Raw genomic sequence first — 13,873 nt, 5'->3', positions numbered from 1 at the left:
GTGGACCAGGCAGTGTTGATGACCGGTGTTGGCCGGTGTGTGACCGTCGGCCCGGCTGGCGTCGTCTGTCAGGGTTCCTGAGGGTTGTAGGCGCAGGCATCAGTCACTGACTGGGAAACGTCCTGGCTGGTCGGCGAGGGACTCGAGACAGCGCTGTGCGAGGGCTTGTTTGACGGGGCCGTCGGCGTGGCGGTTTTGCTCGGCTTGGCCGCCGAGGCCCCGGTCACCGGCTTGTTCTTGTTCTTGGACTCCGCGACGCCACCGATGGCGGCCTTCACCTGCTGGCGGACGAGATCGTAGTCTGGATGTGCCGAGATGAATCCGTGCTTGCCGTTGGTGAAGACGACACGGTTGATGTTGGCCCCTCGCATGGTCGCGGCCAGGTCGACGAAGGCTGGCAACATTCCCTGCGGGATATCGGAAACCACCATCTGGCCAGAGGCGTCGGCAATCGACTCAAAACGTGTCAATACGTTCTGAGGACTGGCTTGGTCAAGGACGGCCTTCATGAGGCAGGATTGACGTCCCATTCGGTCGTAGTCGGTGCTCTCCGATCGCGACCGGGCATACCACATAGCGTGGTATCCGTCGAGGCGCTGAGCGGGGCCAATTTCAAGGTATCCTTCGGGTTCCTTGCCCTCGGTATTGCCGGCGATGGGGAGACGCTCGTTGATATTGACAGTCACCCCGCCGAGGGCGTCGATGAGTTTCTGGAGGCCGTCGATGTCGAGCATGACGAAGTAGTCAACCGTGAGACCGAGGGCTTCGCCGGTGGCCAGTTTGAGGGCGTCAGCGCCGGGATAATCGGTCTCGCCCATCCGATCGACGTAATCGGCAGAGACCGTCGACCAGATCGCGTTGGCCATGTAGTCGGGGTTGGTGCCATCGTCGTCCTCCCCGATGAATCCATTGGGGAAGTCGTTGTGCAGTGGTGAATCGGCCGGGAAAGGCATTCTCGCGGTGTTGCGCGGGATTTGGAAGATTGAGGTGTCACCGTTGGAGGTGTTGATCGACGCCACCATGAGGGTGTCTGTACTCATGGAACCCGCAGCGCGATAGTGGCGAGCTTTGTTGTCGTCAGCTCCGACGAGAAGGACGTTGACTCGTGGCTTGGAAGCCCAAATGTCCTTGACGCTTTGGTTGTAGTCAATGGCAGGACGAGTGCCGGAGCGCTTGTCGGTGAAGATCCGTCCGAGCATGTGCGCCTCGTCGTAGGCGTAGCGTCCTGCGACGGCCAATGGGGTCGCTAAGGCAGTACACAACACGGTGACGAGGATGGTGGAGAACCATCGCTGCCCCCGCGTTATGCCGCGAGGGCGAAGGTCCAGGTGGGAGAAGGTCAGCAGGGCGACGAGAACGACAGCCAGGATAGGAAGTCCCCAGGCCAGTGCGGTGAGCGGTTTCGGTCGTACCACGATAGACGCCGCGAGTGTCGGGTTCGCCAGGATGAAGAAGACGGCGACGGTCAGTGCGATCAGGAGGATACCGGTAATTGTGAGGCCTGCGACGTGGCGGCGTGGGGTGCGGCTGCGAGACAGGGTAAGGCCGGGAACGATGGCTCCAAGGATGGTCCATTCGATGCAGGAGCGGAAGGCATGATTGCGTTTGGCTTCCTCGTTCCACCGCGACGGGGTGCGCCGACCCCAGCATGCCTTTGAGGTTGCAGCGGCTCGGCGGGCGGGACTGGGACGCGGGCTCGGTTGGCGGGTCGGCTGGGGAGTGTTGATGGGCGGCTCGGTGGCTGAGCGTCGGGGACGGGGAAAGGGCGCGGATCCCTGGGCCGCTGCATTGAGGTCCGCGCGCCGCAGAACGTGGGTGTCCTCGTTGGCCTCCGGATCGTTCATCCAGTCAGGGTTGGCGGCGTGACGTGGATACGGCGAGTTCATGCCGTGTGACTCGTCAGCCATACCCGTGCCTTTCTGCAAATGTTTCATGGGGCGCCCCCTATGGTAACCGCTGGCACTAGGTGGACGTGGGCGCGGCTGACAAGGCAGTGTAAATTGCGGCTGTCATCGGGAGGGCCTCGCGAGTGAGTGTTCTTGTTGTGGATGGTGGACGGTCGCGAGGAACCCGGAATTGGTGGGAGAGGGGCTAAGACGGTAGGCTGACACGGCAATTGGAGGTGTCGCCTAGTCAGGTCTATGGCGCCCGCCTGCTAAGCGGGTTTGGGAGGTAATCCCATCGCGGGTTCAAATCCCGCCACCTCCGCTGACGCCCGGTGACTCCTTTTCGGAGGCGCCGGGCTTTGTGTTTTCTTGGTTTTCCTGTTGTGGTGTGTCTTCTGGCTGGGCGGTGTCATCCAGTTGCTTGGTGTCAACTGGCGGAGGGGTCGCGGCGGATGGTCCGAGTGCCCGGTTCCGCAGCCCACCCTCCTCGACTCAAAACCGCTGTTCAGGCAGGTTTGACAGGTATGCGCCACGTTAGTTTGCGTCGCGGAATTGAGAGCTGTAATGTTTGTCAACGCGCGAGGCGCTTAGCGCCCGTGGCTCAACGGATAGAGCATCTGACTACGGATCAGAAGGTTGGGGGTTCGAATCCCTCCGGGCGCGCAAGATCGCAGCCCCACCTTTGTGGTGGGGTTTCGTCGTTTCTACCGGCGGGTCATCCGTAGCATGGTTGATGGGCGTCAATATCGAGCTCAAAAACAGTATTGAGCGCTACCCCGGTCTCATCGAGGCCGTTTCCCGATCCATCGACGGCCACCACATCGCCGACCGTACCGTCATCTCTTCGTTCAACCATCTCGTGCGCACCTGGACTGTCGACGCTCCCAACGACCTGCGCGAGGCCCAGACCGTTGGCGTTGATGCCGTCATCACCAACGACCCGGCCACTGCCCAGCAGGTCTTTGCCGGGGACTGACCCCGGTGCTCTGGCGTCGGGGCGCCTCAGGCGCGCGACAGGATGACCACGCTGTAAGGCGGCAGAACAACGGTCGCCGACGCCGGGTGGCCGTCGTAATCGTCCTCAACGGCGTCAAACCACGCGGGGACGTTCACCCCGTTGAAGGCGTCTGAGTACACCTTCGCGTCGGAGTTGAACATGGTCGTCCAGCGTCCAACAGCCGGCATTCCGATGGTGTACTCGCCCCAGGTCTTGGAGTCGAGGTTCACCGCCACCACGACGTCGTCGTGCGGTCCACCGTCAGCCCAGCGGTGGAAGGCGTAGACGTGGTTATCCGGGTGTAGGTGCAGAGTGTCGACGTGCTGGCCGGTGAGGCCTTTGGTGTGGCCTTGCTCGTTGAGGCGGAGACCGACGAGATCGCGGTACATCCGGAAGATGCCCTTGAACTGAGCCCCTTGGTCCCAATGCAGCGGCACGGTGTCGCGGAACCACTCGCCTTCCAAGAATTCCTGGCCCTGGAAGATCATCGGCACACCCGGAGCGGTGAATACCAAAGCCGCCCCCAAGGTGGAGCGTTTCTGGGCATAGTAGCCGGTCGGATCCTCGTCGTTAACCTCCTGGGGGACGCGAGCAGAACCGTTGGCGACCTCGTCGTGGGACTCGGTGTAGATGACGCGGGAGAAGGCGTCACCATAGGAGAATTCAACGGCATCGCGGACGGCATCCATGTCGCGGGCCTGGTCGGACGCGGCGATGACAGCGGCTCGGATCGGATGGACGAAATGGTTGTCCCACTGGGCATGGAATGCGGCACCGTCGTCAGCGGTTGAGACGACCTTGGGTTCACCGTGGAGATCCTCGGCGATGGTGATGGCGCGCGGGAACTTCGCGCGGATTTCGGTGTTTATCCAGCGGGTGAGACTCCAGCCGTCAGGGATGTTCATCACAGTTGCGTCGACGCTGCGCATGTACGGGGTCATGTCGTAACGCAGACCGTCGGCGTGGAACTCCTCCAGCCACATCATGGCGTTGTCGCGAATAAACTCGCGGACCTCGCCGCGGCCATAGTCGGGGCGGGTGTCACCCCAGGGCGTCGAGGACCTCCAGTCGTTGTAGAAGTAGATACCGCCCTTGTTGTTCTCACTCCAGCCGTCGAATTGCCACAGGTTGAGATCTGAGGGGCCGAAATGGTTGTACACGACGTCGATGATGACCGCCAGGCCATGCTTGTGGCAGGTCTTGACAAGATCGCGTAGCTTCTCCGGTCCGCCGTAGGCGCTTTCGACAGCGAAGATGTGCGCAGGGTTGTAACCCCACGAGTAATCTCCCGCGAATTCCATGAGGGGCATGAGCTCGACGGCATTGACGCCGAGGTGGACGAGGTGGTCGATCTTGTCCTCGACGTCGCCCAGGTCGGCAGGCTTGCCGTCGTCTGGGTGCTTGTCAAAGAAGGTGCCGGTGTGCATTTCGTAGATGACGAGCTCGTTCAGGGTCGGGGGAGTGAAGTCGTCACCCTCCCAGTCGTAGGCGTTGGGGTCGGTGATGATGCCGTTGCCGACTGAGTTCGTCACCTGGCGGGCATAGGGGTCAATGCGGGAGATCACCTGGTCACCATTGACGAGGACGAAGCGGTACTCGTCGCCCACCTTGGCACCGGCGGCATGGCCATACCAGTAGCCGCTTCCCTCGTTGACAAGCTGGAATTTCGACGAGCGGACCTTTTCGGCGTCGTTCTGGTCACCTGTCGGTTGTGCCTGCCAGTTGTCGAAGGTCCCGGTGACGGCGATGGCCTCGGCGTGCGGGGCCCACAGGCGGAACGCGGCACCGCCGTCGATGAGTGAGACACCCATGCCCTTGGCACGGTCGGCGTAGTCGGCAGGAACGGGATCGGTGGCATTTGGGCGAGATTCGCCGTTCACTGCCGTCGTATCGTGAGTCATCGTTCTCCTTGTCGTCGAAAAACCACGCTCAACGGTATCCGTTCATGGTGTGAGAAGGGATTCCGTTATGTGGTCGACGGTGGCTACTGTGGCTTGCATGTACGACTCCGTTGAACATCTGCCCGCTGCCGATCACCCTGAGCTGCTGGCCGCGACGGTCGCCGGTCGAGCAGCCGAGTTGCCCTCGGCAGTCGTTTTCAGCATTGATCCCGAGATCGCCGATGACGACGCCTTGTGTGAAGCCTTCGGTGAGGGACTCGAGACGTGTGGTAACTGCGTCATCGTCAAGGGCAAGCGCGGTGACGTCGAGAAGTACGTCGCATGTGTGGCCTTGGCAACGACAAGGGTTGACGTCAACAAGGTGGTGCGCAAGAAGCTCGACGTCCGCAAGGCCTCTTTCGCTCCTGTGGATGAGGCTGTCAGCATGTCCGGAATGGAGTACGGCGGTATCACCCCGGTCGGGCTGCCTGCGGAGTGGCCGATATGGATCGACCCGCGAGTCGCCGAGGCCGAGGCCCTGTGTATCGGATCAGGGCTGCGCAGCTCCAAACTGATCGTCAGCGGGGCTGACTTGGTGTCCCTGCCGGGGGCTGAGGTCGTCGAGGGATTGGCGAACTGAGGTCGGTGTGCTGACCTGGGTTTGTCGGGACGTGCCTGAGACCTGGGTCAGAATTCCGTGAGGGTCGAGGTCGCCGTCACTGTGCCGTCAGGGCGACGGACCTGGGTCCCGCCGCCATCCATACTCAGTCGGGTCGGGGCCGTCGCCGGGGCGCGGAAACGGTAGGAGAATTCCTTGCCGACGACGTCCTTGACCTTGTTCTCCAATGCCTGCGCCATGAGGAGGGCCTGCAGCGGTCCGTGGACTACCAGCCCGTCGTGGCCGTGACGGCGACAAAAGTCACGGTCCCAGTGAATGCGGTACGGGTTGGCCGTAAGAGCGGAGAAGGTGACGAGAAGAGGCTCGGTGACGAGGAAGCCGTCCCCATCGGTCTGCCCGGCGCCCTCAGGTGAGGGGGCAGGGGAGGAGTCCGGCACGAAGACGTAGTCCTGGTCGTCAATGAGACAGTCCTGGCCGTCCTGGTTCCAAGTAGATCTCATCGTTACGAAGCGGAGAGGGCCTCGCCGCCCCTGCTTGTCGATGACCGAGGAGACCTTGGTGGTGCGGGTGGTCTCGCGGTTAAGGGACAGCGGGGCCATGGTGCGCACCCGACCCCCAGCGAACATCCTTGTCATACCCGGGTTCGGGGTGATCGGGGACCCGATGGTGTACCCGTCCTCGTCGAGGTTGATGGGGTCGACCGGGTTGAGCAGGAGCACCCAGTGCCAACACAGCGGGACGATGGTGTCGGGTTCGGGGGAACCTAGCAGGGTCGCTAGACCGCGCAGATCTGCGGGGCGGAGATTGCCGGTGCGCAGGTCACCTGTGTGCAGGCCGTCGGGGCGATCGTCGCTGGGGCGCGCGTCGTCCGGGTGGGGTGGCGTCATTCGGCCAGGCCGTAGAGACGGTCACCGGCGTCGCCGAGACCAGGGACGATGTAGCCGTGTTCGTTGAGGTGGTCGTCAACCCCGGCCACGACGAGGTGGCAGGGAACGTCGAGGGAGCTGACGAGCTTGCGGAAGTTCTCGATACCTTCCGGGGCGGCCAGAATGCACAGGCAGGTGATGTGGTCGGCGCCGCGTCGGACGAGGAACTCGACGGTTCCGCCTAGCGAACCGCCGGTGGCCAGCATGGGGTCGAGGACGTAGCACTGACGCCCGGAAAGGTCCTTGGGGAGACGTTCGGCGTAGGTCATCGGCTGGAGGGTTTCTTCGTCACGGGTCATGCCGACGAAGCCGACCTCAGTCGAGGGGACGAGGCGCATCATGCCCTCGAGCATTCCGAGGCCGGCGCGCAAGATCGGGACGACGAGTGGCTTGGGGCGGGCCAGGGCAACACCTTCAGTGGTGGTCAGCGGGGTGGTGACGGTGGTCGGCTCGACGCGCACATCGCGGGTGCCTTCGTAAGCCAAGAGGGTGACGAGTTCTTCCACAAGGTGACGGAAAACCGGGCTGGGGGTGTCCACTGAGCGCAGCAGAGTCAGCTTGTGAGAGACGAGGGGATGATCCATGACGGTGAGTTCCACGAGACCAACTTTCGCACATGACGGGCATCGGTGGCGCAGGTGGGCAAAACTGGCGCAGCTACCGGGAGGGGTGGCGCAGGTGACGGTCGCGGCCCATACAGGGGTTTGGCACTGTCGGGACACCTACTTTCACTGAGAAGATCGCACTCAAATCGGCCCTGCGACTGTTTCCGGCGCCAGATGTCTGCAACGATGGAGACGTTCGCCCCCAAGGAGGTCGTCATGTCCCGGTTCAGCGATGACGAGTTTGTCCCCGACGATGACGTCAAGTCCTTCGACGTCGATGACGTCGATGACTATGACGATCTCGATGAATACGACGAGTTGCCCGATGATGAGGACGACTACGACGACGATGATGACTATGACGATGACGATCTCGAGGACGCCGGTGAGGACGAAATCGACTTCGTGGTAGCCCTCTACAACGATGATGGTGAGCGGGTTGCGGTTCCCATGGAGCCAATACTTGCCAACGACCTGGACGAGCTCATCACCCAGCTGCGTCGTCTCCCCGGCGACGCGGGAGCCGTCGGCATGGTGTCGATTGACCACCAGTTCTACGTCATCGTTCGGGTTCGCGGCCGTAACGTGCAGGTCTTCTTGTCCGACGCGACCCAGGCCAACGATTGGCCGATCGCTCGTGACGTCGCCGATTTCCTCGGTGAGGACATCCCGGACCCTGACGACGACCCCGAGACCATGGGCGACGGTGACATGCTCGCTGACGCCGGTTTGGGTGAGTTCGACATGGAGGCATTCGCCGAGGCCGACGAGGACTCTGACGAGATTTTGACTGACATCGCTGCCCGGGTTCATTTCGGGCCGCAGTTCGAGCGGGCCGCTAATACGTCGGTGCGCTGAGCGGTGGCTGGTCCGATGTCGGGTTGGCGTCAGGCCATGACCCGAGCCCTCGACGTGGCGAGACGCGCGGCGCAATGGGGTGACGTCCCGATTGGCGCGGTGATTCTCGGCTACGACGGCAAAGTTCTCTCCGAGGCCGGAAACGAGCGCGAACTCACTGGGGACCCGACCGCCCATGCCGAGGTGCTCGCCATCCGACGCGCGGCCGAGGCCCGAAACGGTTGGCGTCTGGACGACTGTACGATTGTTGTCACCCTGGAACCATGCACCATGTGCGCCGGGACGATCGTCGCGGCGAGGATTCCAAGGGTGGTTTTCGGGGCCTTCGATCCTAAGGCCGGTGCCGTCAGTTCCCTGTTCGATGTCATGCGCGACCCGAGACTTCCGCACCGGCCCGAAGTGGTCTCTGGCGTCATGGCTGAGGAGTCGTCCGCACTGTTGGGCGAATTCTTTGCTCGACATCGGGTCTGTACTGTGGACGAGTGACCAACACGCCAACGGAATCGGTGCCGTCGGGGCCTGGGGAACAGACGCCACCCGCAAAACCGACGACGACCGATGAGAAACGAGTGCGCTTTCCGCGTGCTCACGCCTATATTCAGCGCCACGAGTTTCTCGCCTCGGTGACGAAGGTTATGAGCGGGACCGGCTTGGCTCAGCTGGTTGCTGCTCTGGCCACCCTCTATGTCACCCACCACATTGACCCGTCTGACTGGGGTATTTACGGGGCCATCATGGCCGTCTCCCAGTTCGTGATCCCTGCGGCAGCCCTGCGCTATGAAATGGCCATTGTGCTGCCGCGCGACGATTCTGAAGCCAAGCGGGTATTGCGGTTGGCAACGCGGATCAACGCAGTCGTCTCGACGTTGGCAATGCTCGCGATGATCCCGATGGGCGGATTCCTCTCGGGGCTGCTCGAGAAGCCGGAGGCTCGGTGGTGGCTATTGGCGGTCGGCCCGATCGTCTTCACGTATACCGAGGTGAGCGTCGTCAATTACTGGGCGAACCGACGCAAACGGTTCGGCGTTATTGGAACCAATGCCCTGTGGTGTCAGTCGACGACAGCTGTTGGGCGTATCACCTCGTGTGCCATTACTGCTGGTGCCCTCGGCCAGGTTGTCGCAACCTTCCTGGGCAAATGCCTGGCCCTCAACAACTTCCGACGCCGCCTGGGCCCTGATCTGCGCAATATCAAGGAATCCGATATGCCGATGCGCGCGGTGATGCGTAAGTATCGGCAGTTGCCGCTGTTGACGGCGCCGAATGCCATCGTAGATGCGATCCGGCAGCAGGGGGTCAACATGATTATCATGGTGAAGTTTTCCACTGCTGGCTACGGGCGATTCAGTATCGCGTGGACGTTGATGCAGATGCCGGCGGCGGTCATCAACCAAGCGTTGTCCCAGGTGTTCTTCCAGAAACTGTCGGTCTCGGACGCTGGGAAGTTTTATCAAACCGTCAAGAAATCGGTAGTGAGGTCGCTGCTGGTCGGGATTGTGCCGTTCGGGCTGCTGTACGTCCTTATTCCGCCGGTGCTGCCGTGGCTGCTGGGCGCGAAGTTCGAGCAGTCGGCCGACATTGCGGTGGCGCTGGTGCCATGGCTGTATGTCAATTTCGTCACCTCGCCGATCTCGAATATGTTCATCGTGACTCGTAACAACGGGATCGCCCTGATCTTCGCGATTATCTACGCGGTCGTGCCTTTGACATATCTGAACCTCAGTGATCTTTCGATTGTGGGGACGATTTACCAGATGTCCTTTATCATGGCTGGGCTGCTGGTGTTTTACATCGGGTTGGCTCTCGTGGTCGCCAAGAGGTTCGACAAGAAGAATGCGCAGGTCGGGGAGAAAGCTGAGGTCAGCGAGGACAGCCGTCTGTGACCCCTGTGACGACGTGTTCCCAAATTTTGGCCGCACGCAGCGGATTCGCTACGCTTATTAGCGGTGACGTGTCTGAGCGGCCGAAAGTGCCCGCCTCGAAAGCGGGTGTAGCGAGAGCTACCGAGGGTTCAAATCCCTCCGTCACCGCCGATGAAGCCCCGGGAGCAGTGTGAACTCCTGGGGCTTCGCCTCATGTGGGCTTGTGTCTCGCCTTGGCTTGTGGGGTTGGCGGCAGAAATGCGCGTATGCGTGTCGACGGGTGGCCGCTCCGCTTGTCGTGATGTCCGCTTCCCGCGAGACAGCCGCGCTCATGGTGTCCAAAATCGCGGCGGACGCCGTTGCGCTGGGATAATGCTTACGTGCAACCCTCTGACCTCGCTTTGTTCCTTGGCGCCGTCGTCGTGTTGCTGGCCGCATACGCGGCCCGGATCGGCACCCGTCTGGGATTGCCCGCTCTGTTGCTGTTCCTGTTGGTCGGGATGATGCTCGGCCCTATCGGTTTCGGCATTGACTTCAACGACCCAGGCACCGCACACGCCATCGGTTTCGCTGCTCTCGTGCTCATCTTGGCCGAGGGTGGGTTATCGACGAACTGGAAAGACATAAGACCGGCCCTGGGCCCGGCAGGTTTGCTGGCGACCGTCGGTGTCGCCGTCTCTTTCGGTGTCATGACCCTGCTCGGCCACTATGTGCTCGGTATGCACTGGAGCGTCGCAGCCCTCCTTGGCGCGGCGACCGCTCCAACCGACTCTGCGGCGGTGTTTTCGGTACTCCGCGGCGTCTCATTACCCGATCGCCTCAGATCTGTGCTGGAGGCAGAATCCGGTCTCAACGACGCCCCGACCGTCCTCGTCGTCATTGCATTGACCGGAGTGGCAACCGGGGAGTCGAATGTCGGCGTCCTCCCTTTGCTTGGGTCCATTGCCCTTGAACTCATCGGTGGCATTCTCGTCGGTCTGGTTGTTGGCTGGGCGGCTGTCAAGGTTGGACGACGCACCACTCTTCCGTCGGGCAACCTGTACGCCATCGCCGCGATGGCATGGGCCGTCACCGCCTATGGCGTCGGCGTGTGGATCCACGTGTCCGGATTCGCTGCCGTCTATGTCGCCTCGGTCATAATCGGCAACGGCGACCTGCCATACCAGCACACCACCAGGTCCTTCTCCGAAGGTGTCGGCTGGATTTCCCAGATCGGCCTGTTCGTCATGCTCGGTCTGTTGGCCAATCCTGATCGTCTCACCTGGGCCTCTGTCGGTTCGGGCGTCGCCGCTGGTCTGTTGCTGACTTTTGTCGCCCGTCCCCTGGCTGTTCTCGCGTGCACGACCTGGTTCGGGTTCCGACGGCGTGAGCGGTTCTTCTTGTCCTGGGCTGGTTTGCGGGGAGCCGTGCCGATCATTTTGGCCACGATTCCCATGGCTTCTCACATGGACCGGGCCGACGAATTCTTCGATGTCATCCTGGTTCTCGTTGTCGTCTTCACTTGCGTCCAGGGTCCGACCTTGCCGGGGGCGGCGAACCTGCTCGGCGTCGTCGATTCCCAGACGGCTAAGGACGTGACGATCGAGGTCGCTCCTCTCGACGAGATCGACGCGGACCTGCTGCAGGCTGACGTTCCGGAAGGATCGCAGCTCGCCGGCGTGACGGTTCGCGAATTGCGACTGCCGCGAAACTGTGTCGTTTCCCTCATCATCCGTGGCGACCGTTCTTTTTCCCCGCGTGCAGAAACCAAGCTGGAGCAGGGTGACGAACTCCTCATCGTCGTCCCGCAGGGACAGCGGAGGAACGTCGTGGAGAGGCTCACCGAGATTGGTCGGGGTGGCAGGTTGGCGCGCTGGTACGGGCTGCGCTTCCAAGCCGAATAGCCGACCGGCAGGCACCCAACCGACTAGCGGGCACATGCCGACGGACGGTCAGGACTGCTTTTCCCCTGGTGTCGCCAGCATTGACGGAGTAGGTGACGGCGACGGCAAACACACTGGCCCGGTAACCTTCACGGACTTTGCCGCGTTTGTCTTGAACTCCGGGTTGCGGTCGCCCACGACCACCTCAACCTCATGGTCGACGCGCTTGGGGTCAGACTTCAACACTGCCCCGGGGAAGAAGCCGGCAACCAGCTTGACTTCAGGGTCCTTGGCGTTGTGGCCGATGATGGTCACCGTCTTGACGATGGGCTCACGGTTGTCTACCGCGTCAATAACGAACCCGACGTTGGCAAGCTGCTTCGAGACGCTGCTTGCCAGCCCGCGGGTATGGCCGGAGTTGTATACCGAAACCGTGACGTTCCCCGTGGTCAGATTGCCCTTGACGTCTTGGTTGACGCATGGGGTGATTGGTGGCGGCGGGATGGGCGCGCTGACGGATTTCCACCCGACATGAATAGCCACCGCGATGAGAATGACAAGGGCCAACAGGGTAATCGGGGTGCCTGCCATCCTCCGATAGCGGCGACGTTCATCAGGGGTCATGATGGGTTATCAGTCCAGTTCGAGGACCCGGGCATGGAGGGTTTGACGCTGCTGAAGAGCGGCACGCAGGGCGCGATGCAGGCCGTCTTCAAGATAGAGGTCGCCATGCCAAGACACCACGTGGGCGAAGAGGTCCCCGTAGAAGGTCGAGTCATCCTCGAGAAGATTTGCCAAATTGAGGGTGCTCTTCGTCGTGACGAGCTGGTCCAGGCGTACCTGAACCGGAGCCAGTTGGGACCACTGCTTCTGGGTGTACCCGTGGTCAGGGTATGGGCGTGAGTCACCGACACGTTTGAAGATCACGTGACGATCCTACAAGCTTCTCAACGGTGATCCCTAAGACGAGTTCGTCGGCGATGTGACAAGCTGAGACGAAAGGGCATGTTTCCGGGCTGCCGTGCGCTGCTATACCGTGCGAACTACCGGGGGCAGTGCCCCGACGGAAGACCATGGAAGGATCGCAATGACTGATTTTGACTTTGACAGTCCCACTGTCGAGTGGTTGCGTTCACGCGGAACGGCGAGGTGGGAAGACGTCGCCGAGGGGGTTATCCCGCTGTGGGTGGCCGAAATGGACTTCCGCGTTGCCCCACCCGTTCAAAAGGCTATTGAGGACACGGTCGCCAAACACGCCTACGGATACCCCCGCGAGAACGGACTGCGCGATGCCTGGGCCGCCTGGGTGAAGAAGATTCAGGGGCTGACAATCGACCCGCTCAAGGTTCGTTATCTGCGTAACGTCCTTTGTGGTGTCCAGCTGGCTATCCGCGCCTTCAGCGCTCCCGGCACTCCGGTAATCGTCCCCTCCCCGGCCTATATGCCCTTCTGGGAGGTGCCAGGCCTGGAGGGGCGCGAGATCATCAGCGTGCCGATGGTCGATTCCGATTTGGGGTGGACCCTCGATCTCGACGGAATCGACGCGGCTTTTGCTCAAGGGGCTGGGTCGATCATTTTGTGCCAGCCGTACAACCCGCTGGGCCGCGTCTTCACCGCTGATGAGCTGCGGGGGCTTGCCGAGGTCGTCGAGCGGCATCACGGATTCGTCATCTCTGACGAGATTCATGGACCTCTCGTCCCGGCGTGCGAAAAACGTCAGGCCTCGGTGCCTTATGCCAGCGTCAGCGACGAAGCCGCCGCCCACTCGGTGCTGGTGTCTTCGGCGTCAAAGTCGTTTAACATCCCCGGCATCATGACGGCATTCGTCACCCTCTTCACCGACGAGCAGGCCAAGCTGTGGGACAAGAAAGTTCATCCGCTGGAAGCCGAGGGTGCCACCACGGTTGGCATGGCCGCCAACAAAGCTGCTTTCACGTCCGGGCAGGAATGGTTGGACGCCGTGAACCGCTACATCCATGACAACGCGGTGTGGCTGTCGGAGACCCTGGCTGACCAGCTGCCCGGCGTGTCATATCGGGTTCCCGAGGGCACGTATCTTTGCTGGCTCGACTTCTCCGCCTACGAGCTGCCGACATCGCCAGGGCAATGGCTGCTGCGTCATGCGCGTATCCGTCTCAATGACGGGCCGACTTTTGGACCCGGAGGTGAGGGACATGCCCGTATTAATGTCGCCACTCCGCGCTATCTGCTGGAGGAGGCCGTCGACCGGATGGTCAACGCGATCAACGATCGCTGATGGTCATACACCAGGGCGCGTGGCCACTTCGAGACGCGCCCGGCTGTGGTACACCAAGTGACGCTTACGGTGTGAAAAACTGAGATGAAGAGTGCGTGTATGCGCGTACGTTCTAGCCCCT

General features: G+C 61.8%; 13 protein-coding genes and 3 tRNA genes. 10 read left to right on the top strand and 6 right to left on the bottom strand.

Going from position 1 to position 13,873, the window contains the following annotated elements:
• Positions 1-68: 68 nt before the first annotated feature.
• Positions 69-1,907, bottom strand: coding sequence for an LCP family protein (locus Q4B98_RS05200; RefSeq protein WP_368492315.1), 1,839 nt, complete (start codon positions 1,905-1,907; stop codon positions 69-71).
• A 211-nt stretch (positions 1,908-2,118) separates the two neighbouring features.
• Between Q4B98_RS05200 and Q4B98_RS05195 the strand changes: the two genes are divergently transcribed.
• The 3 genes from Q4B98_RS05195 to Q4B98_RS05185 all read left to right on the top strand — a co-directional run bounded on the left by Q4B98_RS05195 (position 2,119) and on the right by Q4B98_RS05185 (position 2,862).
• A tRNA-Ser gene (locus tag Q4B98_RS05195) sits at positions 2,119-2,208 on the top strand.
• Between the two features lie 268 nt (positions 2,209-2,476).
• Positions 2,477-2,549: transfer RNA gene (locus Q4B98_RS05190), tRNA-Arg, on the top strand.
• Positions 2,550-2,619: 70 nt separating this feature from the next.
• Positions 2,620-2,862 (top strand): hypothetical protein, encoded by a 243-nt coding sequence (locus tag Q4B98_RS05185; RefSeq protein ID WP_303196029.1) that lies wholly within the window; start codon positions 2,620-2,622, stop codon positions 2,860-2,862.
• A gap of 26 nt (positions 2,863-2,888) precedes the next feature.
• Here the strand turns inward: Q4B98_RS05185 and Q4B98_RS05180 are convergent, their stop codons facing one another.
• Positions 2,889-4,784, bottom strand: a complete 1,896-nt coding sequence (locus Q4B98_RS05180; RefSeq protein WP_303196028.1) for an alpha-amylase family glycosyl hydrolase — start codon at positions 4,782-4,784, stop codon at positions 2,889-2,891.
• A 67-nt stretch (positions 4,785-4,851) separates the two neighbouring features.
• Between Q4B98_RS05180 and Q4B98_RS05175 the strand changes: the two genes are divergently transcribed.
• Positions 4,852-5,403 carry a YbaK/EbsC family protein gene (locus Q4B98_RS05175; RefSeq protein WP_303196136.1) on the top strand — a complete coding sequence of 184 codons (552 nt, stop codon included), beginning with the start codon at positions 4,852-4,854 and terminating at the stop codon, positions 5,401-5,403.
• Positions 5,404-5,450: 47 nt separating this feature from the next.
• Here the strand turns inward: Q4B98_RS05175 and Q4B98_RS05170 are convergent, their stop codons facing one another.
• The gene (locus Q4B98_RS05170; RefSeq protein WP_303196027.1) at positions 5,451-6,269 is read right to left on the bottom strand and encodes a MaoC/PaaZ C-terminal domain-containing protein; all 819 of its coding nucleotides are present in this window, start codon (positions 6,267-6,269) and stop codon (positions 5,451-5,453) included.
• A complete protein-coding gene (gene upp, locus Q4B98_RS05165) occupies positions 6,266-6,892 on the bottom strand; it encodes a uracil phosphoribosyltransferase (RefSeq protein ID WP_303196135.1) in 627 nt (208 codons plus the stop codon). The genes Q4B98_RS05170 and upp overlap by 4 nt, the downstream gene beginning before the upstream one ends.
• A 237-nt stretch (positions 6,893-7,129) precedes the next feature.
• Here upp and Q4B98_RS05160 point away from each other — a divergent pair, with 237 nt between their 5' ends.
• The 5 genes from Q4B98_RS05160 to Q4B98_RS05140 all read left to right on the top strand — a co-directional run bounded on the left by Q4B98_RS05160 (position 7,130) and on the right by Q4B98_RS05140 (position 11,516).
• Positions 7,130-7,771: a tRNA adenosine deaminase-associated protein gene (locus Q4B98_RS05160; protein ID WP_368492310.1), complete on the top strand. Its 642-nt coding sequence runs from the start codon at positions 7,130-7,132 to the stop codon at positions 7,769-7,771.
• Between the two features lie 36 nt (positions 7,772-7,807).
• Positions 7,808-8,257: a nucleoside deaminase gene (locus Q4B98_RS05155; RefSeq protein WP_303196133.1), complete on the top strand. Its 450-nt coding sequence runs from the start codon at positions 7,808-7,810 to the stop codon at positions 8,255-8,257.
• Positions 8,258-8,277: 20 nt separating this feature from the next.
• A complete protein-coding gene (locus Q4B98_RS05150) occupies positions 8,278-9,654 on the top strand; it encodes a lipopolysaccharide biosynthesis protein (protein ID WP_368492314.1) in 1,377 nt (458 codons plus the stop codon).
• A gap of 62 nt (positions 9,655-9,716) precedes the next feature.
• Positions 9,717-9,801 (top strand) — tRNA-Ser (locus Q4B98_RS05145).
• 212 nt (positions 9,802-10,013) lie between these two features.
• Positions 10,014-11,516, top strand: a complete 1,503-nt coding sequence (locus Q4B98_RS05140) for a potassium/proton antiporter (RefSeq protein ID WP_303196026.1) — start codon at positions 10,014-10,016, stop codon at positions 11,514-11,516.
• Positions 11,517-11,564: 48 nt separating this feature from the next.
• Here the strand turns inward: Q4B98_RS05140 and Q4B98_RS05135 are convergent, their stop codons facing one another.
• Both Q4B98_RS05135 and Q4B98_RS05130 read right to left on the bottom strand, forming a co-directional pair.
• The gene (locus Q4B98_RS05135) at positions 11,565-12,119 is read right to left on the bottom strand and encodes a LytR C-terminal domain-containing protein (RefSeq protein WP_303196025.1); all 555 of its coding nucleotides are present in this window, start codon (positions 12,117-12,119) and stop codon (positions 11,565-11,567) included.
• Between the two features lie 9 nt (positions 12,120-12,128).
• Positions 12,129-12,422 carry a type II toxin-antitoxin system VapB family antitoxin gene (locus Q4B98_RS05130; RefSeq protein WP_303196024.1) on the bottom strand — a complete coding sequence of 98 codons (294 nt, stop codon included), beginning with the start codon at positions 12,420-12,422 and terminating at the stop codon, positions 12,129-12,131.
• 160 nt (positions 12,423-12,582) lie between these two features.
• Here Q4B98_RS05130 and Q4B98_RS05125 point away from each other — a divergent pair, with 160 nt between their 5' ends.
• Entirely contained in the window at positions 12,583-13,752 is a 1,170-nt protein-coding gene (locus Q4B98_RS05125) for a MalY/PatB family protein (protein WP_303196023.1), read from the top strand.
• Positions 13,753-13,873: the final 121 nt, after the last annotated feature.

The sequence above is a fragment of the Cutibacterium sp. genome, from assembly GCF_030525615.1.
GTDB lineage: Bacteria > Actinomycetota > Actinomycetes > Propionibacteriales > Propionibacteriaceae > Cutibacterium.
The sequence above is the reverse complement of the archived record's forward strand: the minus strand, read 5'-3'. Positions and strand labels throughout refer to the sequence as shown.

Bases quoted from the DNA above. Each gene is read 5' to 3' on its own strand.
- Q4B98_RS05200 (WP_368492315.1), bottom strand. From the start codon at position 1,907: ATGGCTGACGAGTCACACGGCATGAACTCGCCGTATCCACGTCACGCC.
- Q4B98_RS05185 (WP_303196029.1), top strand. From the start codon at position 2,620: ATGGGCGTCAATATCGAGCTCAAAAACAGTATTGAGCGCTACCCCGGT.
- Q4B98_RS05180 (WP_303196028.1), bottom strand. From the start codon at position 4,784: ATGACTCACGATACGACGGCAGTGAACGGCGAATCTCGCCCAAATGCC.
- Q4B98_RS05175 (WP_303196136.1), top strand. From the start codon at position 4,852: ATGTGGTCGACGGTGGCTACTGTGGCTTGCATGTACGACTCCGTTGAA.
- Q4B98_RS05170 (WP_303196027.1), bottom strand. From the start codon at position 6,269: ATGACGCCACCCCACCCGGACGACGCGCGCCCCAGCGACGATCGCCCC.
- upp (WP_303196135.1), bottom strand. From the start codon at position 6,892: ATGGATCATCCCCTCGTCTCTCACAAGCTGACTCTGCTGCGCTCAGTG.
- Q4B98_RS05160 (WP_368492310.1), top strand. From the start codon at position 7,130: ATGTCCCGGTTCAGCGATGACGAGTTTGTCCCCGACGATGACGTCAAG.
- Q4B98_RS05155 (WP_303196133.1), top strand. From the start codon at position 7,808: ATGACCCGAGCCCTCGACGTGGCGAGACGCGCGGCGCAATGGGGTGAC.
- Q4B98_RS05135 (WP_303196025.1), bottom strand. From the start codon at position 12,119: ATGACCCCTGATGAACGTCGCCGCTATCGGAGGATGGCAGGCACCCCG.
- Q4B98_RS05125 (WP_303196023.1), top strand. From the start codon at position 12,583: ATGACTGATTTTGACTTTGACAGTCCCACTGTCGAGTGGTTGCGTTCA.